This window comes from Acetobacterium malicum subsp. dehalogenans DSM 11527 (assembly GCF_000472665.1).
Taxonomy (GTDB): domain Bacteria; phylum Bacillota; class Clostridia; order Eubacteriales; family Eubacteriaceae; genus Acetobacterium; species Acetobacterium malicum.
In genome coordinates, this window is record NZ_AXAC01000004.1 from 121,415 (window position 1) to 143,299 (window position 21,885).

Consider the following 21,885-nt stretch of genomic DNA (forward strand, 5'->3'; position numbering starts at 1 on the left):
GGAAATTATGTCAGAAGTGGCAATAAAAATAGAAGACGTTACAAAAATCTATCAGCTTTATCAACGGCCCATGGATCGCTTGAAAGAGTCTATGAGTCTGATCCGAAAAAAAGAATACCATCATAAGTTTTATGCCCTCAATAACATTAATCTGGAAATAAAAAAAGGCGAATCCATCGGGATTGTGGGTAAGAATGGATCAGGGAAGTCGACTTTATTGAAAATTATTTCTGGGGTCCTTACCCAGAGCAAAGGCGATGTTTATGTTGATGGGAAGGTATCGGCGCTGCTGGAACTGGGAACCGGCTTTAACCCGGAATACACCGGAATCGAAAATATTTATGCCAATGGATTGATCATGGGCTATAGCAAGGAAGAAATGGACGAACGATTGGATGATATCGTCAATTTTGCCCAGATTGGCGAATATATTTATCAGCCAGTCAAAACTTATTCCAGCGGGATGTTCGCCCGGCTGGCCTTTGCCACCGCCATTAATGTGGACCCGGAAATACTCATTGTTGATGAGGTTCTGGCCGTTGGCGATGCAAAATTCCAGATAAAATGTATCAATAAGATGGAAGAATTCAAAGCGTCGGGTAAAACGGTCCTCTTTGTTTCGCACACGCTGGAACAAATCAAGCGCTTTTGCACAAAGGGTGTCTGGATTGACCATGGCGAAATGCGGATGTTTGGTGAGGTTACTCACGTTATCGATATGTATGAAAGCGAAATGCTTAAAGAATCGATGGAACAGAAAGCCCTTGAAGAAGGAAATCCTGAGGCCCCCAAAATGGAAATTGATGCCCATCTGGGGAAAATCATCGCCATGAGCTGCAATACTGAAACCTTAAATACTTTTGATGATTTCAGCGTCGATATTGAGTATGAACTGTACGATGATCTTTCCAGCGAAGCATTGGTAGGGGTGGCCTTTTATACCATCGACCGTCAGTATATCTTTGGGCCGAACACCCATTTGGATGGGGTCAAGATTCCCAAAACAAAAGGTATCCACCATGTCCGTTATGTGGTCCCCAAGCTGCCTTTGCTGGGTGGAAAATACGAAGTGGATATCGGACTTTTTGCAAATAAAAGCATTGTCAATCTGGACTACGAAACAGCAGCCTTTGTGATCTCGGTTGTGGCCGATTATTTCACTGAGGGTCTGGTTCATATGGAACATCAATGGGAAATAATTTAGGATTAGTAAGAAAGGTTATTGGTATGGAAAAGAAATCAGTTGTTGAACAGGAAGAGATTAAATATTTCATCGACAAAATTGTCAAGGATGAAGCGAGTCAATGCGCCACGGTCCAGGGTTGGGCCTTTAATACAAAAACCAAAGAACCGGTCGAATTATACTTACTGGGAAGAGAAGCGGCGGGAGTTCAATTTAAACGGGATTTTAGAATTGACGTTAACAATAAGTATACTCTGCCGGATGACGCCAAAATTGGCTTTATTATTGAGTTTGATGAAAAAACCTATGGCGAAAAGCTGAAACTGAAATTAAAGGATGAAAACAACATTCGAATTGTTCCGATCAATTTAAAAAAGAACTATGATTATCTGAAACAGCCCAATCTGTTTAATGCCAAACGACTGGTTGGCATTACGACCCGAACCGTGGGCTATCTTGGGCGCAATGGATTGAAGAATACCATCCGCAAAATAAAATTCGAACTCAAATATAAAAATCAGGAAAACTATGATTTCTGGATTGACGTCCATGAAGATATAGATGTCAAAACGGTCATCGAAGAAATAAAAAGTTTTTCTTATAATCCTAAGGTATCGATTGTTATGCCGGTGTATAATGTAGAAGAACAATGGCTCAGAGCCTGCATCGATTCGGTTCGCAATCAATATTATCAAAATTGGGAATTGTGTATCGCTGATGATTGCTCTACTGACCCCCATATTAAGCCGTTGCTGGAAGAATTCAAAATGCTGGATTCCCGGATCAAGGTGGTTTATCGGGAAGAAAACGGCCATATTTCTGAGGCTTCAAACTCGGCCCTGGCTATTGCCACCGGCGAATTTGTGGGACTGTTGGATAATGATGATACCCTGGCAGATTTTGCCCTATATGAAGTGGTCAAATTATTAAACGAACACCCGGAAGCGGATTTGATTTATAGTGATGAAGACAAGTTAAGTGAAGACAATAAACGCAGCCAACCATTTTTTAAAACCGACTGGGCTCCGGATATATTGCTGGCAACCAATTATATCTGTCATTTTGGGGTTTACCGCAAAGCGATTATGGACGAAATCGGCGGTTTCAGAAAAGGCTATGAAGGTGCTCAGGACTATGATCTGGTGCTTCGCTTCACTGAAAAAACAGCGAACATCTTCCACATCCAGAAGATTTTGTATCACTGGCGGATGATCAGCAATTCCACCGCCGTCAATCCGGATTCAAAAGGTTATGCCTTTGAAGCGGGCCTTAAGTCCCTGGAAGATGCCCTGGACAGACGGGGGATTAAAGGTACGGTTAGCCATGGTGCCTTTCCTGGGGTTTATAATATTGAGTATGAAATTGTAAATAATGGTTTAGTCTCGGTGATTATCCCAACCCGGGATAATGCCGCAGATCTAAAAGCCTGTATTGACTCGATTTATGAGAAAACTATTTACGAAAATTTCGAAATTATTGTTGCCGATAATGGTAGCGAAAAAGAAGAAACCTTCAAACTTTTTGAATACTACGCAAAAAAATACCCGGATCAGTTTAAGGTGGTCCGGATCGATATCCCCTTTAATTTTTCGAAAATAAATAACCTGGCGGTTAAGGAATCAAAAGGCGAGTATCTACTGTTCCTGAATAATGATATCACGGTTATCACTAAAGGCTGGATGAAACGGATGGTCAGCTACGCCCAGCAGGAACATGTTGGTGCAGTTGGAGCAAAACTTTATTATCCGGATAATACCATTCAACACGCTGGTGTTTTGCTGGGGATGGGCGGCGTTGCCGGACATGGACATGTGGGTTATCCCCGGGGCGATTATGGTTATTTTGGCAAATTGGTCACCACCAATAACTACACTTCGGTGACAGCCGCCTGTATGATGGTGAAACGGGAAGATTTTGATCGGGTTAATGGATTTGAAGAAAAACTGACAGTCGCCTTTAATGATGTGGATTTTTGTCTTAAGCTTTATGAAGCGGGAAAATTTAATGTCTGGCTTCATAATGTGGAACTCTATCACTATGAATCAAAATCCCGGGGCGCCGAAGATACCTATTCCAAATATAAGCGTTTCAACAGTGAAATCAAATACATGAAGGATCATTGGCTGAAATACATCAAAAATGATCCCTACTATAACCGAAACCTAACGCGAGTTGATGGAAATTACGCAATTTGTGTGGATATTGTGGGCTATGTAAAGGGCAAAACCAAGGAAGATGAAGAGAACGAGATTTAACTTAAATACCCATAAGATGTAACGAAAAAATTGACGTTGTAAAATATTTGTGATATTATCGTGACAACTATAAGTGTAATGACATCGGGTTAAAATTCTTGAGAAAGGAGGAAAATAATGGAGTGTATTAAAAACAGAAGAAAGCAGATTGCTTTGGGGGTAATCGTGATCCTTACGCTATTTACTTTCTTTTCATATTTCAGTCCGACGGTTAATGCCGCCAGCACCACGATCGTGATTAATCCGGGACATCAGTCAGGCGCCGATACCGGAGCCGTTAATAAAACAACGGGCATTACAGAAGTGGATCTTAACAATGCCCTGGCAATTAAAATTGTAACAACTTTGAGAAATAATGGTTATAATGCAATGTTAAGCCATCAAATTCCGGGAAATCCGGGGTTACCGACGTTGCTGGCAACGACAGTAAATAATTCAACAGCAGTATGCAGTGCCGCCAATAATTTGGGTGCGGATTTATTTATCAGTGTTCATCATAATTCAGGGGCAGCAACTGCCAGCGGCTATGAATTTTACTGGAGTAGCTATCATCCAACGGTTGATAATAATGGGATCTATCAAAAAACCGGGCTTTGGTCTGATGGATCGACTGCCGATTTGGATGCAACGCCCCCAACGATTGCGTTAAAATCGAAGGAATTGGCAAATTTTATGAATGCAAATTTCAGCAAGAATTTGACTTATGTTCCCAGCCGAAACAAGATTGTTGAGCGGGATGACGCCTATACACGAAAAACAAGCATGCCGTCAGTACTCATTGAAGCTGGATTTGTATCCAATAATGCGGAATCACTGAAGTTGGCAGATGGCACTAATCAGCAGAAAATGGCCGATCAGGTTTTAGCAAGTGTCAGTGAGCTTTTTGGAGCAGCAACATCACCGATGACAGCAACTGGATTTATTGCCACCGTTAGTGGGGATAAGATCACGGCAACGGTTAAAGGCGTTTCGGCACCCAATGGTTTACAGGTTATTTATATCCCAACATGGAGTGATGACTGTGGTCAGGATGATCTGAAGTGGTATACCGCAACCAAACAAAGTGATGGCAATTACAGTGTTACCATCGACGTTAAGGATCATGGTTATACCAGTGGCGATTATCAATTGCATTGTTATGGGGTGGATTCTTATGGTAAATACACCAAGCTAGGCGAGAGCACAGCAACTGTTGAAGCATCCGTACAGGAAAAAATGACTGCTACCAGTATAACCGGTGGGGTATCGGGTAACACAATTACCGCAACGTTAAAAGGCCTCAAGGCACCCAACGGGATTGCGGAATTGTCCATCCCGATCTGGAGTGAAACAGGCGGCCAGGATGATTTGAAATGGTATAGTGCCACTAAACAAAGCGATGGAAGCTACAAGGTAACGGCGGACATTAAAGATCACAAATATGATGGCGGTACCTATAACATTCATGCATATGGCAAGGACAACAGCGGTGTAATGACATTTCTGGGAAGTACCACGACAACGGTTAAGGTTGATACAATGACAGCGACCAGTGTAACAGCAGCGGTATTGAGTGGAAAAATTACAACAACGGTCAAAGGTATCACGGCGCCAAATGGAATCACAGAAATGTTGATCCCTGTCTGGAGCGAAACGGGTGGTCAGGATGATATAAAATGGTATTCGGCAACTAAACAAAGTGATGGCAGCTATAAGTTGAGCATTGATATCAAAGATCACAACTATAACAGCGGAAACTATATTATCCATGCTTATGGAAAGGACAGTAATGGAAAAATGACCTTTGTCGGTGCGGCAAAAGCGAATGTCGTGATTGAACCCATGACAGCCACCAGTGTAACCGGTAGTGTATCGGGCAATAAGATTACGGCAACCATCAAAGGAATTAATGCCCCTGGCGGAATCAAATCAATTTCGGTACCGATCTGGAGTGATACCGATGGTCAGGATGATCTGGTCTGGTATCTCGCGGAAAAACAGAGCGATGGAAGCTATAGCGTTACCATCGATATTAAAGATCACAAATATGATGGCGGAACATATCGTATTCATGTTTATGGAACAGAAACTAGCGGAATAATGACGTTATTGGGGAATACATCAGTAAATATAACGGCAACAAAACCGATGACGGCAACAACAGTTAAAGCAGTTGTAAATGAGAATATCATTACAACAACGGTCAGCGGCATCACAGCGCCAAATGGAATCAAAAATATTCTGATTCCAACCTGGAGCGATGAGAATGGCCAGGACGATATAAAATGGTACACGGCAACCAAGCAAAGTGATGGTAGTTATCAGACGATGATTGATGCCAAAAACCATAAGGGCGATAGTGGCACCTATTCCATTCATGCTTATGGTGTGGAAACCGACGGGCGCTCAGTATTCCTGGGAAATACCTCAGTCAGTGTGCGCTATGTGGAAACCCCGATTATGGGTGCCACAACTGTAACGGCGGCTCAATTGGTGGCTTACTATAAGGGTACAGGAAGTGTCTATCCTCAGATTTACAACGATTTGGGAGTAAATCTGGAGACCTTTGTCAATCTTTATATCAGCGAGTGTAATGCCGAAGGCGTTCGCGCCGAGGTAGCCTTTGCGCAGGCAATGCTGGAAACAGGAAATCTTCAGTTTGGTGGAGACGTTAAACCAGCACAATTTAATTTTGCTGGTTTGGGAGCCACTGGAGGTGTACCTGGTTATGATTTTGCAGCAGTTTATGGATACAACAATGTTGGTCTTCAAATCGGAATCCGCGGACATGTGCAGCATTTAAAGTGTTACGCCAGCAGTGCGGCACTAAATCAAACCAGAGTTGATCCAAGGTGGAATGACTCGTTACGGTTAAGAGCGGTTTCGGTTGAAGAACTGGCAGGAACCTGGGCAGCCGACACAACTTATGCCGGCAAGGTTAAGACAATTATGAAAAAGTTTTAGTTGTAAAGAGGCAGAGCTGAAGTAATTCGGCTCTGTTTTTTTATATCTAAGTCTTGACGGCGGCAATGGTTCAATGATAGGGTAGTGATAAATTCAAGGATTATTAAAGGGGAAAAAATGATAAAAAGGACGGGTAAGAAAAGTTGGAAAAAACAAGTGATCATTTGTTGGACAATCATTTTGTTTTTTTCATCTGGTCAGATTACAGCGCAGGAAGCAATAGAAGTTTCTGGTAAAGAAACAATGATATTAGAAGCAACTGCGGTATTGTCTGACCCCGAACCGGAGCTGTTAAAAGAAAATCGGGAAGTGACCGAAGAGAGCTCAGATGGTAATATTTCAGATGTAAAAACAAACCAAGAGGATAATTTAACAACTGATCAAGATGAGTCAACTGAGGAATCGACAGACATCGTAGTAATGGCGTTGGACATTAACAACGTAGTCATAAGGATTGAGCCTGGAGTAGAAAACAAAACACAATTTATGATCAGTACAGTTGGGTGCGCAGGTAAAACCGGAATTGGCAAGGTTATGTTTCCCACATGGTCGGAGCGAAATGGTCAGGATGATATCCATTGGTATGAGGGAAAGCTCAATAGCAATGGGGAGTACAGTTTTGCAGTGGACATTAAAGACCATGGATTTGAAACAGGTGACTATCATATTCACAGCTATATCTATGGATTAAAGGGGGAGTTGGCTAAAAATCTTACTAATACATTCAGTTTAGGAACACCCAACCCAACAATCACCGTTGGAGAAGTAGTAAACAATGAATACAAAGTCCGAATAACTGGAGCGAGCAATCCTCAAGGTGTTACAGGGATCAGTTTTCCCACCTGGAGTCAGATCGATGGACAGGATGACTTGAGGTGGGAATCGGGAACCTATGTGGGAAATGACACCTGGGAGGCCACCATTTCAATCATCAACTACAAACGGAGTTATGATACATTTATTACCCATGCTTATGTAAAAAATAAAGAGGGGCAGCAAACGTATAGCGGAGATATCGAACAGGTGATTAGCAATCCGTTTCTGCAAGAACCAATGGCGATTAAAGTTCGGCAAGATAGTGATATATCAAAGTTTTCAATCAGCACTCAAAATTGCTCGGATAGGACAGGCATTAAGGATGTAGTGTTTGCAGTGTGGTCAAACCGAAATGGACAAGATGAATTGAAATGGTATAAGGGCGAACTGGGACCCGGCGGCGAATTTTACGCTTATGTCGACATTGAAAATCATGGTTTTGAAACAGGATCCTATATTATTCATGCTTACCTTCGGGGTATTGGGGGAGAAAGTATTGCATTTGCAAATTCAGAATTTACTAAGCCCAGTATTAGCCCAATCATTGAGTATGATAAGGCGGTACTTAACAATACGTTTAAGATGCGGATCAAGAATGTGGCTAATGAAAATGGAGTGACTGGCATTATGTTTCCCACCTGGAGCCGGTCAAATGGCCAGGATGATCTGCGATGGGAGCAGGCAACCTATATTGGCAATCATACCTGGGAAGCCACCATTAATTTGCAAAATTATAATATTATTGTTGATGAGTTTATTTCGCATGCCTACCTTGTCGATAAAAGCGGGAAAATGGTTTTTGTAAAGGACTCCAGCAGAAAGATTTTGCAGAATACCGCTACTATTTATGGTTTTTTCAATTACCCGCTGGATAAAAATTACAAACCAAATGCCAGTGATCCCACAGATTGGTTTGGGCCACGATGGGGCGATATCCACGAAGGGATTGATATCCCGGCTCCCTATTATGCCCCCTGCTATGCGGTTGGCAATGGTGTTGTAGAAAAGGCAGGCTATTTTATGGGCTATGGTCGCTATGTCAGAATACGGACTACGGATCGATATGGTGAAAGTGTTTCCTTCTTTTATGGTCACTTGCAGGAGATTAATGTGGGTGTAGGACAGCCGGTAAGTAAGGGTCAAAAAGTTGGATCAGTTGGTGGATCTGGTTATAATGCTCAAAGAATTTATATCGACAATGCCTATGGCCCCCACCTGCATTTTGGAGCCATTGCCAATGCTGACGATGCCTGTGTTAATCCGGAAATTTGGATTGATTTTCACAACCCTTTCAGTAATGCAAATTGAGGTGTTAATCGGAAAAGAGACCAGGGAAAAGGCCCGGTCTCTTTTTGTTTAGTAAAGGAAGATCATGTGTTATAATGAAACGGACTATTTATAGGGATAAAGGAAGGTTTTATGAAGTGTGACGTTTCAGTTATTATACCAAACTACAATGGCGAAAATTTCATCGCAAATTGCCTGGATAGTATGTTGGTTCAAAGTTTTAGTGAGTTCGGACAGATGGAAATTATTGTCGTGGACGATTGCTCGACAGATTCCAGTGTCAATATTATAAAAGCGTATAAAAATGTAACACTGTTGGAAAATCCGATTAATTCGGGGTTCGACAAGTCTGTTAATCAGGGAATCCTGGCGAGTCAGGGAAAATATTGTTTACTCTTAAATAACGATGTAGTAGCTGAAGCGGATTTTGTGAAATATTTATATTTACATATTGATGACAATCCGCAGGTGTTTTCTGTGAGCTCTAAAATGATCCGTTACTACGAGCGGGATAAGCTGGATGACACCGGCGATTTTTATAATATTTTGGGCTGGGGTTATAAACGGGGTGATGGCCAATCGGTGAATGCTCATAATAAGCCGACAGCAATTTTCAGTACCTGTGCCGGGGCCGGGATTTATCGCCGATCTGTTTTAGCTGAGATTGGCCTGTTTGATGAAGCCTTCTTTGCCTATATGGAGGATGTGGATATTTCGTATCGAGCTTTAATAAACGGTTATAAAAACCGATACGAACCAAAAGCTATCTGTTACCATATCGGCAGTGCAACGACTGCAGAAGGACAAAAGTACAGTCCGTTCAAAGTGCAGATTTCGGCACGAAACAATATTTATGTGGCCTACAAAAATATGCCACTTATTCAGTTGCTTGTCAATAGCCCGTTTTTATTATTGGGTTTTTTGGTTAAATACGGACTGTTTGTAAAAAGAGGTTTTGGCCGAGACTATGCTGCGGGAATTAAGGAAGGCTTGAAAAATCATAGAAAAATAACCAAGGTCCCCTTTCAATTAAAAAATCTGGGACACTATTTTTTTATTGAAGTACAATTGATAGTGAACGTATTTCGATTTATTGAAAATAAAATGGGGAAGTAAAAACACTTTCCATTTCGACCCTTCCATATTTAAAGGGTGTATGGTAAAATATAATGTCTTTTGAAAGACAAAAAGGCTTAAGAAAGGCTGAAAATGGATTTATCGATTATCATTGTTAATTATAAAACAGAAGAATTGACATCAAATTGTATTGATTCAATCATAAAAAGTAATACCAAAGGGTTGAACTATGAAATCATCCTGGTGGATAATGCTTCAGAAGATGGCAGCATTGAAGCCATTGAAAAGCAATTTCCAACGATCACAATTATAAAAAATACCGCAAACCTGGGTTTCTCAAAGGCAAATAATATTGGTATGGAAATATCGCAGGGGGACTATATCCTCTTACTGAATTCTGATACCATTGTTGATCTGAACACATTAAAGGGTGCCGTGGCATTTATTAAAGATCATAAACATATTGGGGCTCTCGGCTGTAAGGTACTGTTGCCTTCAGGCAAGTTGGATCCAGCCTGCAAACGAAGCTTTCCGACACCATTAAATGGGCTTTATCACAGTCTTAACCTGGATACCGCTTTTCCTGAAAGCACTCGTTTTGGTGCCTATAATCTGACCTATGTGGATGAAAATAAAATATGTTCCATCGATTGTATTATGGGCGCTTTTATGCTGGTGCCACGGGTAGTCATCAATCAGGTAGGGATGCTGGATGAGGATTTTTTTATGTACGGGGAAGACGTCGATTGGTGTTATCGAATCAAACAGGCTGGGTATCAGATTATGTATTACCCGGAAATTCGAATCTTCCATCATAAAAAAGCCAGCGGGATTGGAAAACGAAACCCCAGGGTTATAGCGGCATTTTATGATTCCATGGCAATTTTTTACAATAAGCATTATCGGGATAAGTATAATGGTCTGACCCGGTGGTGTGTGATCACAGGAACGACGATCATGAAAAAAATAGCATTGGCGAAGAATAATCGCAGGAAATAGAAAAGGGGAAAGGGGAAAGGGGGATCAAGAATGATTAAAAGCAATCAGCGTTTTTTTAATTTTATATTGGTATTGTTCGATATGTGTGTTGTGACTGCTTCGCTTTTATTTGCCTGGTATATCCGGTTTGTCTCACCATTTTTTGACGATGGTGTGCGAACGATGAACTTAAGGGCTTATATCGACTTATTGGCCATCATTATCCCGCTCTATCTGATCCTTTTTGTTTTTTTCGGGCTCTACCAACCCTATCGCAAACAGCGCTTTTTTAAAGAATGCCGAGAAATAGTTTTTGCTAATATCATTGGTATTACGATTTTAATGTCAGCCTTGTTTACCATGAAAAGTATCCACTTTTCCCGATATATGTTGGGGATTTTCTTTATCACTTCGACCATGATGATGATTCTGGAGCGAGGCTCGATTCGCAAGATTCTCCGTATGGCCCGGGAACGGGGCTTTAATATTAAGTACATTATTATTGTGGGCGCTGGCAGTATCGGTCAGACCTTTGCCGCAAAAGTTGCCGGTGATCGGCAGCTGGGTTATAAGGTCACCGGGTATGTCGATGACTATTATCATAAAAGCGATAAGGATGGAATCCCGATTCTTGGCAAAACTCGGGAAATGAATGAAATCCTCGAAGAATATCAAGTCGATGAGGTGATTATTGCATTGCCTAACACCAGTTATAAGCGGATCGACGAAGTCATTGATATTTGTGAATATCAGGGGATTAAAACCCAGATTATCCCAGATTATTTCCACTTGATCCAGGGAACAACCGCTTATTTTGATGAACTGGATGGTATTCCTCTGATTAATACCCGCTATATTCCACTGGATCAGCCGTTAAATAAATGGATTAAGCGATTTATTGACATTATTCTTTCGATTCTGATTATGATTTTGGTTTCTCCAATCATGTTGGTGACAGCAATTCTGGTTAAAATGACCTCACCCGGACCGATTATCTATAAACAGATCCGGGTGGGAATGGGCCGAAAAGAATTCTGGATCTACAAATTCAGATCGATGCGTTGCGACGCCGCGATTCCTGGCGAAATCGGATGGACAACTGAAAACGATCCGCGAAAAACGAAATTTGGGGCGTTCATCAGAAAAACCAGTATTGATGAATTACCACAGTTTTTCAATGTTCTAAAAGGGGATATGAGTATCGTTGGCCCCCGGCCTGAGCGGCCCCATTACGTCACCCAGTTTCAGCACGAGATTCCGAAGTATATGATTAAACATCATGTCCGGCCGGGGATCACCGGCTGGGCTCAGGTGCAGGGGTGGCGGGGTGATACCTCGATTCATAAACGGATCGAGTGTGATATTGAATATATCGAAAAATGGACCCTGTGGTTTGATGTCAAAGTCTTTTTTATGACATTTAAAGCGGTGTTTGAGAGTGGGTATTAAATTTGAACGGAATATTGACAAATAGGAAGATAAAGATTTTTGTTTTAATCATTCTGTCACTGATGTTAGCCGGTTTTTGCGAATTATATTTTTTAATGATCGAAAACATGATCGCGATTGAATTTTTTCAATCGCGGACAGGACTCAGCCAGATCATACATGCGGTTCATTATCTCAGGCTGTTCTTCTTTATGGGTTTGGGCATTGGCTTGAGCATTTTGGTGAATGTTTATGGGATGGAGAAACTAACTGGCATAGTATATAAATATCGTTTCTGGATTTCTGGAATATTGCTGATTTTGCTTGTTTTTTTTGAAATTCATGGTTCATCAATCTTGTATTGGCAGAATTATTTAAGTAACCTTACCAATATTTACGAACCATTAATTGGCATATCGAGAGGCATTCGCAGCGATGAATGGGCGGTCAATACGCCAATGCTGTTGTCACAGTATTATAATAATTCCGGTTTATTTCCCTATTTCAGCGAAACTATCCGAGGGACGTTAACCGATACCTTTATTATTTATGGCCAACCCGTGAGAGATGTTGCGATATTTTTTCGACCCTTTCATTGGGGTTATCTATTACTGTCACCAGCGAAAGGCTTGTCATTTTTTTGGATCAGTCGAGTCATTGCGTTGTTTCTGGTTTCCTTTGAGTTTGGAATGATCCTCACCCAAAAGAGTAAATTACTGTCATTGATTTATGCCCTGTTGATCACCTGGTCCCCAGTTGTTCAGTGGTGGTTTGCCATCAACGGTCTAGTTGAAATGCTGGTTTTTGGTCAATTGGCTTTAATCATGATCACACTCTATATGAATAATCAGAATTATTATAAGCGATCTCTTTATGCCCTGGTGGTGTTAATTTGTGCCGGTGGATACATTTTAACCTTTTATCCAGCCTGGCAAGTACCGTTGGCATATGTATTTCTGGTGTTGTTCATTGGTGTTGTTCTGGAAAATCGAAAACACTTTCATTGGAATAAAAAAGATGTTGGTATAGGCTTGGGCTTAATTTTATTTTTGAGCATTGGCATGATTTATATTTTAGCTAAATCTGGGGGGACAATCAGTTCAGTGATGAATACCGTATATCCGGGAGGCAGTGCAGAGACGGGGGGGAACCAATTTTCGCGATTGTTTTTATATCCAGGGAATCTCTTTTTCGCTTTTTCCCGGGAATTGACATATGCAAATTTTTGTGAATTGGCAGTTTATTTTGATTTCTTCCCGATGGGAATAATTCTGACTGGCTGGGTACTGTTTAAACAAAAAAAAGCAGATATCTTCTTAATCTTGATGCTTTTAGCAAATACAGCGTTGATATTATGGTGCTTGTTTTCGTGGCCGGAATGGCTGGCAAAAGCCACACTATTAAGTTACTCAAAACCGGTCCGGGCTTTTCTGGCAGTTGGATTCTTAAATATACTATTGTTGATCAAAGCCCTCGTATTATTCGAAGGTGGATTTTCAAAATGGATAAAAGTTGGTGCCGCCTTGCTTATGAGTGTAGTGATCACACTATTATCGCGGGAACTATATGAAGGCTATCTCGATTTAAAGATGAATATTCTTATTTTGTTTCTTTTGTTTGGATCTTTTTATGTTATCTTAAGTGGAAACAAGGATTGGGCCCGAAAGGCACTGTTAGTAATTTCACTCGCTATTGTGTTTGTAGCAGGATTATTTGTTAATCCAGTTGTTAGTGGATTGGATGCGGTTTATCAACAGAATTTAATCAAAAAAATTCAACAGATAAATTCGGCTGATAATGGATTGTGGATTGTCGACTCAGGAGCGGAAATCGGTTTCCCGATTATTAACTTACCACTGATGGCTGGAGCACCAACAATCAACTCGACGAATGTTTATCCCGTCCTGGAAAGATGGCATTTATTGGATCCCGATGGATCAGAAGAAGATATTTATAACCGTTATGCCCATATCAGTATGAATCTGACCAATACGAATAGTGAAACAAACTTTGCCTTAAAGTCGCCAGATCTATTTGAAGTCAATTTAAATATTGCGGATTTAGAAAAATTGGAAGTATCTTATGTTTTTTCAAAACGGGATTTATCGACGCTTTCAAATGAGGAAGTGAGTTTAATTGAATTGGCAGATGAAAATGGATTTAAAATATATACAGTAAATTATAATTAAAGGAGTAGTGATGGAAAAGGGAAAAAAGACAGCAATATTAATCCCCTGCTATAACGAATCAAAAACAATCGAAAAGGTAATTAAGGATCATCAGGTCGTGATGCCCCATGCTGATATTTATGTTTATGACAACAATTCCAGTGACGGAACCGATGAAATTGCCCGAAAAGCCGGAGCGATTGTTCGGTACGAATATCGGCAGGGAAAAGGGAATGTGGTCAGATCGATGTTTCGTGACATCGACGCAGACTGTTATATTATGACGGATGGCGATGATACCTATCCCGCTGAATTTGCATTGGAGTTGGAACGACAGATTTATGAAAAACGCGCGGATATGGCCATTGGTGATCGGTTGTCATCGACCTATTTTACGGAAAACAAACGCCCATTTCATAATATCGGAAATGTGCTGGTACGAAAATTAATTAATGTGTTGTTCAAAGCAGAAGTGAAAGACATTATGACTGGCGCCCGGGGATTCACCAGAGAATTCATCAAATCATTTCCGGTAACATCAAAGGGTTTTGAAATTGAAACGGAAATGACAATTTTCGCCCTGGATAATAATTTTAAAATTGTTGAGGTGCCCATCGATTATCGGGACCGACCGGAAGGTAGTGAGTCCAAACTGAATACTTATTCAGATGGCTACAAGGTTTTAATGACCATCGGAACCCTGTTCAGGGATACAAAACCCTATTTGTTTTTTTCAATGATTTCATTAGCATTGTTGATTATCAGTGGGATCTTTTTTACCCCCATTTTAATGAACTATTTTGAAACGGGTATGGTAGCTAAATATCCAACCTTGATTGTCATCACAGCCTTATGGATTATTGCTATCATCAGTTTTTTCAGCGGGGTCATCTTGCAAGTATTAAAGAAACAACACCGCCATAACTTTGAAAGACATCTGAACCTGCTGAACGAGATCTGGAGCAAAGAATCCTGATAATAGCATCATGTCAAAAATATCATGACACCAGGATATGATCATAAGGGGACATAAAAATATTAGATATAAAGAGGAAAAGTGATTGGAAGAAAGAGAAATCGAGTTAACGATATTAATGCCTTGTCTGAATGAAGCCGAAACATTGGAAATCTGTATTAAGAAGGCAATGTCGTTCTTAACAGACAACAATGTCGATGGAGAGGTGCTGATTGCCGATAATGGCAGTACGGATGGATCTCAGGAGATAGCAATAAGAAATGGGGCCCGGGTTGTTAATATCCAACAAAAGGGATATGGTAGCGCTCTGAGAGGTGGCAGCGAAAATGCCAGAGGCAGATATGTCATCATGGGAGATGCGGATGATAGTTATAATTTTTTGAATCTGATGCCTTTTCTGGAGAAACTCAGAGAAGGATACGAATTAGTAATGGGAAATCGGTTTAAGGGTGGAATAGAAAAGGGGGCAATGCCGCCACTGCATAAATATCTGGGGAATCCGGTATTATCATTTATCGGGCGGATTTTCTATCCCAGTGATATCAAAGACTTTCACTGTGGCCTTAGGGGTTACAACCGAGCCGCGATTCAGAGTCTTCAACTGCAAACAACGGGAATGGAATATGCCAGTGAAATGGTTGTTCAGGCAACCTTGCATAAGCTGAAAATGATCGAAGTGCCAACAACCTTATCACCCGATGGCCGTACCCGGCCCCCCCACTTGAGAAGCTGGCGGGATGGTTGGCGACATCTTAAATTCCTGATGATGTACAGTCCCGATTGGACGTTTTTGTATCCCGGTCTGATTTTGTCAGTTATCGGTCTGATTATGATGGTTGTTATCGGTGTAGGACCAACAAAAATCGGAAATGTCAACTTTGGTATCAACACGATGATGTATGGATCAGCGTGTGTGTTGGTGGGGGTTAATATCAGCTTATTTTCAATGTTTACCAAAGCATACGCATTAAGTTCAGGGTTTATTCCCAATAGTCCCAAAACCGTCAGTATTTTTGAAAAATTTACGGTTGAAAAGGGTGTTGTGATTGGTATTATTTTAACCTTATTAGGGATTGTGGCTACCATTTTTGCTTTTATAATTTGGGGTAACAATTCTTTTGGCAATCTGCAGCCAGAATCAATTATGAAAATAACGATTCCGGCAACAACATTGATTGCCATTGGAATCGAATTGATTTTTGCCAGCTTCTTTTTGGGGATTTTGGAAATCGAAAGAAAAAAATAGAGTATCGCAGGCAAGCTAGAGAAAAATTTAGGTTGTCTGTTGTTTTGCTTGAGCCATTAGAAAGCGATAGAGAGGGTGAGAAGATGGCATCGACAGTATCTGAAGTAGAGAAAAATCGGTTGCAGAGATTTTTTAATAAAAACCGGTTAGTAATTTTCATGATCAGTTTTATTGTAATCAAACAATTACTAGTAATTGGCATACCACTATTTGCTCATGCAGGAGCAGGTCATGATGACCGCTTAATGATCAATATGGCGGACTCGTTGATTAACGGAGAGTGGTTAGGTGAGTATTCAGAAAAGACGCTGGTTAAAGGCCTTTTCTTTCCCTTCTTTCTGGCAGTTAATCATTTATTTGGTATTCCTTATTCGCTGTCAATTCCTGGAATTTACTCGATCGGTTGCATGATCTTTGTTTTTGGGATAAAAAAACTATTTCCGACAGAATTGCCACTCTTTATTATTTTTTTGGCGCTTCTATTTAATCCGATCTCATTCGCAGATGAAACCTTCCTCCGGGTTTACCGAAATAGTTTGACGGCTCCCCAGGCATTAATTATCAGCGGAAGTATGTTTGCTGTTTACCTGAATCGTTTTGAAAAAACCTGGATTCAACTGCTATGGGCTATTTGTGGGGGACTTGGTTTAGCTTCGCTTTGGAATACCCGGGAAGATGGGATCTGGATTATTCCGTTGGTATTAGGAGTAATCGTCATTACCGGAATAGTCATCATTGCAAGGAAGGAACGACCTTTAAAGGAAAGAGTCAAAAAGAGCATAATCACGGTCGTGCCGGTGGTAATACTAATATTATCTACCATCATTATTTCCAGTATTAACTACGCCTATTATGGGATTTATACGACTAATGAGTTGAACAACAGCAATTTTACAAAGGCCATAAAAATTATTTATTCGGTTCAGCCAAGTGAAGAGGTGACGCGAGCATCTGTTCCCAGAAGCACAATGACAAAAATCTATGAGGTTTCACCGACGCTTAATAATATCAAAATAGAACTGGAAGCTAGTCTGGATCGATGGTCATGGTATGAAAAAGATGCAAAGGTAAGACAGGTGGAAGATGGCTTTTTCTTCTGGGCTTTGAGAGAAGCGGTTGCCAATGCCGGCTATTACGAAAATGCGGTTAAAGCTGATGACTTTTACAAAAATGTCGCACAGGAACTGGAAGCAGGTTTCGCGAGCGGCGAGCTGGAACGTCGGCCGACCATGCCCTCAGCGCTGATGTCTCCCTGGCGGGATGAATTCAACCAAGAATTGCCAATTGCTTTTTTAAAAACCGTCAACTACGTAGTTAGCTTTGAGGCCATTAAAACCAGTATCACTGACAGCATTGATGACGGGAAGAGTGGGGTTTTACTTTTTGAAGAAATTACAAATGATCAAGCACGCATTAATGGTGAACCGATTTCATTAAGCGACCAAATCAGGATTGCGTTGTTAAATGGGGTGACCGGAATTTATCGGATTATTGGGGCCATTGCATTTATTGCGGCCCTTTTAGCCTATGGTCTGATATCTGCTTTTATACTCATAAAAAAGTTGCGAAACAAATACGAACTAATGGATTGCTGGTTGGTTTTATCAGCCTTGCTGTTCAGTGCATGTGTGTTGGCTGGCGGCGTTGCCTATACAGATATTTCTGCTTACGTGGCCATTTCATATTGGTATCTGGCAGGTGCCTATCCGCTGATTATCGCCTTTAATGTCGTCGCGCTCTATAAGATAACGGAGATATTTGTTAAGGTGAGATACAAAAAAACAAAAACAGAAAAAGAACTGAGATTGAGGGAACAATGAAACTAAAAAACTACTTATTTTTACATGCAAGTTTATTATTATATTCAATCGGATCGGTTTTCTCGAAGATGGCCAGCAAAGAAGAATTTCTTTCCCTGGGATTTATTCTTTATTATGGATTATTTTTATTTATACTGTTTGTTTATGCCCTGCTCTGGCAGCAGATCTTAAAGCGATTTCCTCTAACCGTGGCTTTTGCAAATAAAGCCATTACTATTTTGTGGGGAATTGTATGGGGTTATCTGTTTTTTGGAGAAGCATTGCGTTGGGGAATGTTGTTGGGTTCAGTGATTATTGTTTCAGGAATATATTTGGTGGTAAGTGATGATAAATAATGAATGGGTTTATTATGTGCTGTATTTGTTTTCGGTCTTAGTGGCATCCCTTTCACAAGTTATTCTAAAAAAAAGCGCCATGATTCATTATGAAAGTCGAATCAGAGAGTATCTGAATCCCTATGTTATCGGGGCTTATTTTTTCTTTTTTGGATCATCGTTATTAACGACCTTTGCTTATCGAGGGGTCCCGCTGACTCTGGGGCCGGTTTTAGAATCGACGGGATACATTTATGTTGGGATTCTGGGGATGCTTATTTTAAAAGAAAAACTAAGTCGGCGGAAAATTATTGGGAATGTATTGATTGTCGGTGGAATTCTTGTTTATGCATTTATTTAAGATAAGATCCTATGGCAACAAGCTGGGAACTTGATTGAATAGAGAAAGTCAAATTTTTGGAAGGTTGTGTGAGATTAAGATGAATAATGACCGTTTCGGTAAAGATTATGGAAATCGAACGATTCAAAATTTAATGGAATCCCCCAAAACGAATCGGATTCTTTTTGGGGCGATCGTGGCAGTTACCTTTATGTATATGGTATTTTTAAATATCAAAACGCCCCTGATTGCCGATGATTTTGTGTATACCTTTATCTTTGGCACATCAATGCCCGTAATGAATCTAGGTGATATCGTTAATTCGCAGATTTCTTACTATACAACTTGGGGCGGCCGGGTAGTGGCAGAAACGTTAACGCAGCTCTTTATGTTTTGGGGAAAAGATGTTTTTAATATTGCCAATAGTTTTTGTTATATAATCTTTTGCCTGGCAGTTTATTTTCTGGCCGCTGGCCGAAGAATCCGATTTGAATTGTTATTACTGACAACGGTTTTAGTCTGGTTTTTCACCCCGATGTTTGGGCAGACAGTGATGTGGTTAACCGGCTCCTGTAACTATTTATGGTGTGGAACCATCATTTTATTGGCCCTTATCCCATTTCGCTTGTATGAAGAAAGACAGACGAAACGATTAAGCAGTATCTGGTTTGCCATGATGATGATTCCTTTATTTTTCATCAGTGGTATTACCAATGAAAATACGGCTGGGGCGATGATCTTAATTATGATCATGTTCGGTGCGGTTTATTTTAAACGCAAAATTCGCATTCCGGCATTTGCATATACGGGTTTGTTTTTCTCAACCTGTGGGTTTTTGTGCATGATCTTTGCCCCGGGGAACAACCTGCGGGTAGAGAACGAATCAGCGGTAGCTGAGGTAACCATGATGGTCGGATCAAACCCAATTATCACCCGGCTTTCATATTTTGCTTACAACCTCTATGCCCTGATGCCACTGGTGATCTTGGCGGCCATCGCATTTGTTCTATTAAGAAATGAAAAAGACCGAAGCGCCTGGACGAATTTTGGAATCTTTACCGTGGCCGCAACTGCGGCAATGCTGGTGATGCTATTACCGCCGAAATTTCCGCCCCGGGCGATGTTTGGGTTGGCGGCATTTTTAATTATTGCGGTGGTTTATGCATTGGGGCAACTCAAACTGACGCCTGAGCGGATCAAGAAGTTTGTTTTAATTCCCGGTTGTGCGGTTATGGTGTTTTATGTTATGTCTTGGGGTTATGTCGGCGTGGATGCCATCACAGTCAACAGACAGTATCTTGCCAGAGTCCAAATCATTCAGGAACATAACGAAGAATTCGTCGAGGTGCCGGAAATTGTGCCCTTATCGAGCCATAATGGCATGTCCGGATTAAAGGATGTCCAACTGGATCCCAACCATTGGGTAAACCGAGCCTTGGCCGATTATTTTGGAGTTCCGAATATTGTGCGGCAACCGTAATTCTGAAACGATTGAACACTAAACTTGAGTTATTTCGAAATTGTTATAATCAAAAGATAAAAAAGCCACCCACTGCAAAATGCTGAGGGTGGCTTAAATCGTTTTAGTTAGAGGCTTCTTCTATATACGAATCGGAATCGTCTGATGTTCCATTTACCGCGTCTTTTATTTCGTCGCTGATCTCCATTGCCGCATCCGAAGGGGTATAGGGGGTTTCGTAGATGAATTGATAGAATGCTTCAATATTTTCGGCCAGGGTGTTAGGGATAACGTAAGAAACGCCATCCAGCATATCAAGCGAAATCAGATCGTCGGTGGGGAAGCGACTTTGTTCGATGTCTTTTGAGGGCATCAATGCCAAGTTTGCACCATATTTTAACATTTCCATGGTACTCAGGGAAGTTTCCACATAAGGCAATGTGGCCATTACCAGATTATATTGCTCTTTGACATCGAGATCAAGGGCTTTTGATAATACTTGTTCAAAAACAACCCGCTGCCGCAGGGTTCGATCAAAATCGCCATCCCCTACATAACGAACACGGCAGTAAGCCAGGGCCTGGGAGCCATCAACGACCTGAGAACCGGTATCTTCCAGAAAAGGGGAACCGGTCTCGACTTTTTCATTAACGTCCATCAGGTATTCATTGACCCAGTCTAATTCTTCATCTGTTTCAATATCGATGGTGACGCCACCAACGGCATTGACCATCGAAACCATCGCGCTGAAATCAATCGTGACGTAATCGGTGATGGTGGTGTCAAAATTCTGATTGATGGTTTGAAGCGCCAAATCCGGGCCACCATAGGCATAGGCGGCGTTAAGTTTGTCATAGCCGTATTTTTGGTCGATATAAACGTAGGTGTCGCGCATCAGTGAGGCAACCTTGACCTTGCTATGTTCGTAATCAGCGGTGGCAACCATGATGGTATCGGTCCGATCGCCATCAACATCATCCCGCCCATCGACTCCAAAAACAGCAACATTGACAATCTTATGCTGTTTGGCAAAGCTGGCCGCTTCGTCGCTAATTCCATACTTGCTCAAATTTCCTTTTAGATCGCTGGTGACATTACCTAAGAAAAATGCATTAACAGCAAAAGCAGTGGCGATTAGAAAAATTATAATCAGCAAGATGGTGCGCAGGAATTTTTTCATAAAGCCCTTGTTTTTTTTCTTCTTCGGCATCGGATCGGGAAGGATTATCGGCTTTGTCTTTTGCTGTCGCGAATTCGGTTTCGCTTTGGTTTCTGATTTAATGGTCTTTAAGGGGCGGGTGTCTTGTCTTAAGTTTTTATTAGATAACTTCGGTGAAGATGGATTCCGTCTATTTTCAATCACGCTTTTTTTTCGATTATTCAAATTTTTACCTCATTTGGAAATCATTCTATCTGGCAAATATAAATCTGCAGATTTACAGCAGAGACGCGATTTGTAAAGATTTTTTCACGTCTTTAATTTGGAAATGAGTCCGAATTACTCTATTTTTAGACTTCTAGTAGGGTATTATATCATATTTGTAAATATTTGTAAAAATAATATAAATAGAAAAAATTAGTGACCGGTAAATCTT

Annotated in this window: 15 protein-coding genes; 14 read left to right on the top strand and 1 reads right to left on the bottom strand. The window is 40.9% G+C overall.

Going from position 1 to position 21,885, the window contains the following annotated elements:
• Positions 1 to 7 precede the first annotated feature (7 nt).
• The 14 genes from A3KS_RS0101735 (at position 8) to A3KS_RS0101800 (ending at position 20,311) form a co-directional block, all read left to right on the top strand.
• Complete coding sequence (locus tag A3KS_RS0101735; RefSeq protein ID WP_026393427.1) at positions 8 to 1,204, top strand: ABC transporter ATP-binding protein; 1,197 nt, start codon at positions 8 to 10, stop codon at positions 1,202 to 1,204.
• A complete protein-coding gene (locus tag A3KS_RS0101740; protein WP_156913181.1) occupies positions 1,189 to 3,438 on the top strand; it encodes a glycosyltransferase family 2 protein in 2,250 nt (749 codons plus the stop codon). Before A3KS_RS0101735 ends, A3KS_RS0101740 begins: the two co-directional genes overlap by 16 nt.
• Positions 3,439 to 3,555: 117 nt before the next feature.
• On the top strand, positions 3,556 to 6,381 hold the full coding sequence (locus A3KS_RS0101745) for a GBS Bsp-like repeat-containing protein (RefSeq protein WP_026393429.1): 2,826 nt from the start codon (positions 3,556 to 3,558) through the stop codon (positions 6,379 to 6,381).
• A 117-nt stretch (positions 6,382 to 6,498) separates the two neighbouring features.
• The gene (locus tag A3KS_RS0101750) at positions 6,499 to 8,505 is read left to right on the top strand and encodes a GBS Bsp-like repeat-containing protein (RefSeq protein ID WP_026393430.1); all 2,007 of its coding nucleotides are present in this window, start codon (positions 6,499 to 6,501) and stop codon (positions 8,503 to 8,505) included.
• A gap of 111 nt (positions 8,506 to 8,616) precedes the next feature.
• The gene (locus tag A3KS_RS0101755; protein WP_026393431.1) at positions 8,617 to 9,600 is read left to right on the top strand and encodes a glycosyltransferase family 2 protein; all 984 of its coding nucleotides are present in this window, start codon (positions 8,617 to 8,619) and stop codon (positions 9,598 to 9,600) included.
• Positions 9,601 to 9,693: 93 nt separating this feature from the next.
• The gene (locus tag A3KS_RS19730; RefSeq protein ID WP_035354898.1) at positions 9,694 to 10,560 is read left to right on the top strand and encodes a glycosyltransferase family 2 protein; all 867 of its coding nucleotides are present in this window, start codon (positions 9,694 to 9,696) and stop codon (positions 10,558 to 10,560) included.
• A gap of 30 nt (positions 10,561 to 10,590) precedes the next feature.
• Positions 10,591 to 11,988, top strand: a complete 1,398-nt coding sequence (locus tag A3KS_RS0101765) for an undecaprenyl-phosphate glucose phosphotransferase (protein ID WP_026393432.1) — start codon at positions 10,591 to 10,593, stop codon at positions 11,986 to 11,988.
• Positions 11,989 to 12,224: 236 nt separating this feature from the next.
• On the top strand, positions 12,225 to 14,156 hold the full coding sequence (locus A3KS_RS0101770; protein WP_423219223.1) for a DUF7657 domain-containing protein: 1,932 nt from the start codon (positions 12,225 to 12,227) through the stop codon (positions 14,154 to 14,156).
• Positions 14,157 to 14,166: 10 nt separating this feature from the next.
• Positions 14,167 to 15,111: a glycosyltransferase family 2 protein gene (locus A3KS_RS0101775; RefSeq protein ID WP_026393434.1), complete on the top strand. Its 945-nt coding sequence runs from the start codon at positions 14,167 to 14,169 to the stop codon at positions 15,109 to 15,111.
• Between the two features lie 85 nt (positions 15,112 to 15,196).
• The gene (locus A3KS_RS0101780) at positions 15,197 to 16,357 is read left to right on the top strand and encodes a glycosyltransferase family 2 protein (RefSeq protein ID WP_026393435.1); all 1,161 of its coding nucleotides are present in this window, start codon (positions 15,197 to 15,199) and stop codon (positions 16,355 to 16,357) included.
• Positions 16,358 to 16,440: 83 nt separating this feature from the next.
• Positions 16,441 to 18,177: a hypothetical protein gene (locus A3KS_RS0101785; protein WP_026393436.1), complete on the top strand. Its 1,737-nt coding sequence runs from the start codon at positions 16,441 to 16,443 to the stop codon at positions 18,175 to 18,177.
• Positions 18,174 to 18,512 (top strand): EamA family transporter, encoded by a 339-nt coding sequence (locus A3KS_RS0101790; protein WP_035354901.1) that lies wholly within the window; start codon positions 18,174 to 18,176, stop codon positions 18,510 to 18,512. Before A3KS_RS0101785 ends, A3KS_RS0101790 begins: the two co-directional genes overlap by 4 nt.
• A complete protein-coding gene (locus A3KS_RS0101795) occupies positions 18,502 to 18,852 on the top strand; it encodes an EamA family transporter (protein ID WP_026393438.1) in 351 nt (116 codons plus the stop codon). Before A3KS_RS0101790 ends, A3KS_RS0101795 begins: the two co-directional genes overlap by 11 nt.
• Before the next feature lie 79 nt (positions 18,853 to 18,931).
• Positions 18,932 to 20,311 (top strand): DUF3329 domain-containing protein, encoded by a 1,380-nt coding sequence (locus tag A3KS_RS0101800; protein ID WP_026393439.1) that lies wholly within the window; start codon positions 18,932 to 18,934, stop codon positions 20,309 to 20,311.
• Positions 20,312 to 20,414: 103 nt separating this feature from the next.
• Here the strand turns inward: A3KS_RS0101800 and A3KS_RS19735 are convergent, their stop codons facing one another.
• Entirely contained in the window at positions 20,415 to 21,674 is a 1,260-nt protein-coding gene (locus A3KS_RS19735) for an LCP family protein (RefSeq protein ID WP_051355591.1), read from the bottom strand.
• Between the last annotated feature and the right edge of the window lie 211 nt (positions 21,675 to 21,885).

What these genes read in the sequence shown, in the direction of transcription:
- A3KS_RS0101735 (WP_026393427.1), top strand. Translation starts at nt 8, where the DNA reads ATGTCAGAAGTGGCAATAAAAATAGAAGACGTTACAAAAATCTATCAG.
- A3KS_RS0101740 (WP_156913181.1), top strand. Translation starts at nt 1,189, where the DNA reads ATGGGAAATAATTTAGGATTAGTAAGAAAGGTTATTGGTATGGAAAAG.
- A3KS_RS0101745 (WP_026393429.1), top strand. Translation starts at nt 3,556, where the DNA reads ATGGAGTGTATTAAAAACAGAAGAAAGCAGATTGCTTTGGGGGTAATC.
- A3KS_RS0101750 (WP_026393430.1), top strand. Translation starts at nt 6,499, where the DNA reads ATGATAAAAAGGACGGGTAAGAAAAGTTGGAAAAAACAAGTGATCATT.
- A3KS_RS0101755 (WP_026393431.1), top strand. Translation starts at nt 8,617, where the DNA reads ATGAAGTGTGACGTTTCAGTTATTATACCAAACTACAATGGCGAAAAT.
- A3KS_RS19730 (WP_035354898.1), top strand. Translation starts at nt 9,694, where the DNA reads ATGGATTTATCGATTATCATTGTTAATTATAAAACAGAAGAATTGACA.
- A3KS_RS0101765 (WP_026393432.1), top strand. Translation starts at nt 10,591, where the DNA reads ATGATTAAAAGCAATCAGCGTTTTTTTAATTTTATATTGGTATTGTTC.
- A3KS_RS0101770 (WP_423219223.1), top strand. Translation starts at nt 12,225, where the DNA reads ATGGAGAAACTAACTGGCATAGTATATAAATATCGTTTCTGGATTTCT.
- A3KS_RS0101775 (WP_026393434.1), top strand. Translation starts at nt 14,167, where the DNA reads ATGGAAAAGGGAAAAAAGACAGCAATATTAATCCCCTGCTATAACGAA.
- A3KS_RS0101785 (WP_026393436.1), top strand. Translation starts at nt 16,441, where the DNA reads ATGGCATCGACAGTATCTGAAGTAGAGAAAAATCGGTTGCAGAGATTT.
- A3KS_RS0101790 (WP_035354901.1), top strand. Translation starts at nt 18,174, where the DNA reads ATGAAACTAAAAAACTACTTATTTTTACATGCAAGTTTATTATTATAT.
- A3KS_RS0101795 (WP_026393438.1), top strand. Translation starts at nt 18,502, where the DNA reads ATGATAAATAATGAATGGGTTTATTATGTGCTGTATTTGTTTTCGGTC.
- A3KS_RS0101800 (WP_026393439.1), top strand. Translation starts at nt 18,932, where the DNA reads ATGAATAATGACCGTTTCGGTAAAGATTATGGAAATCGAACGATTCAA.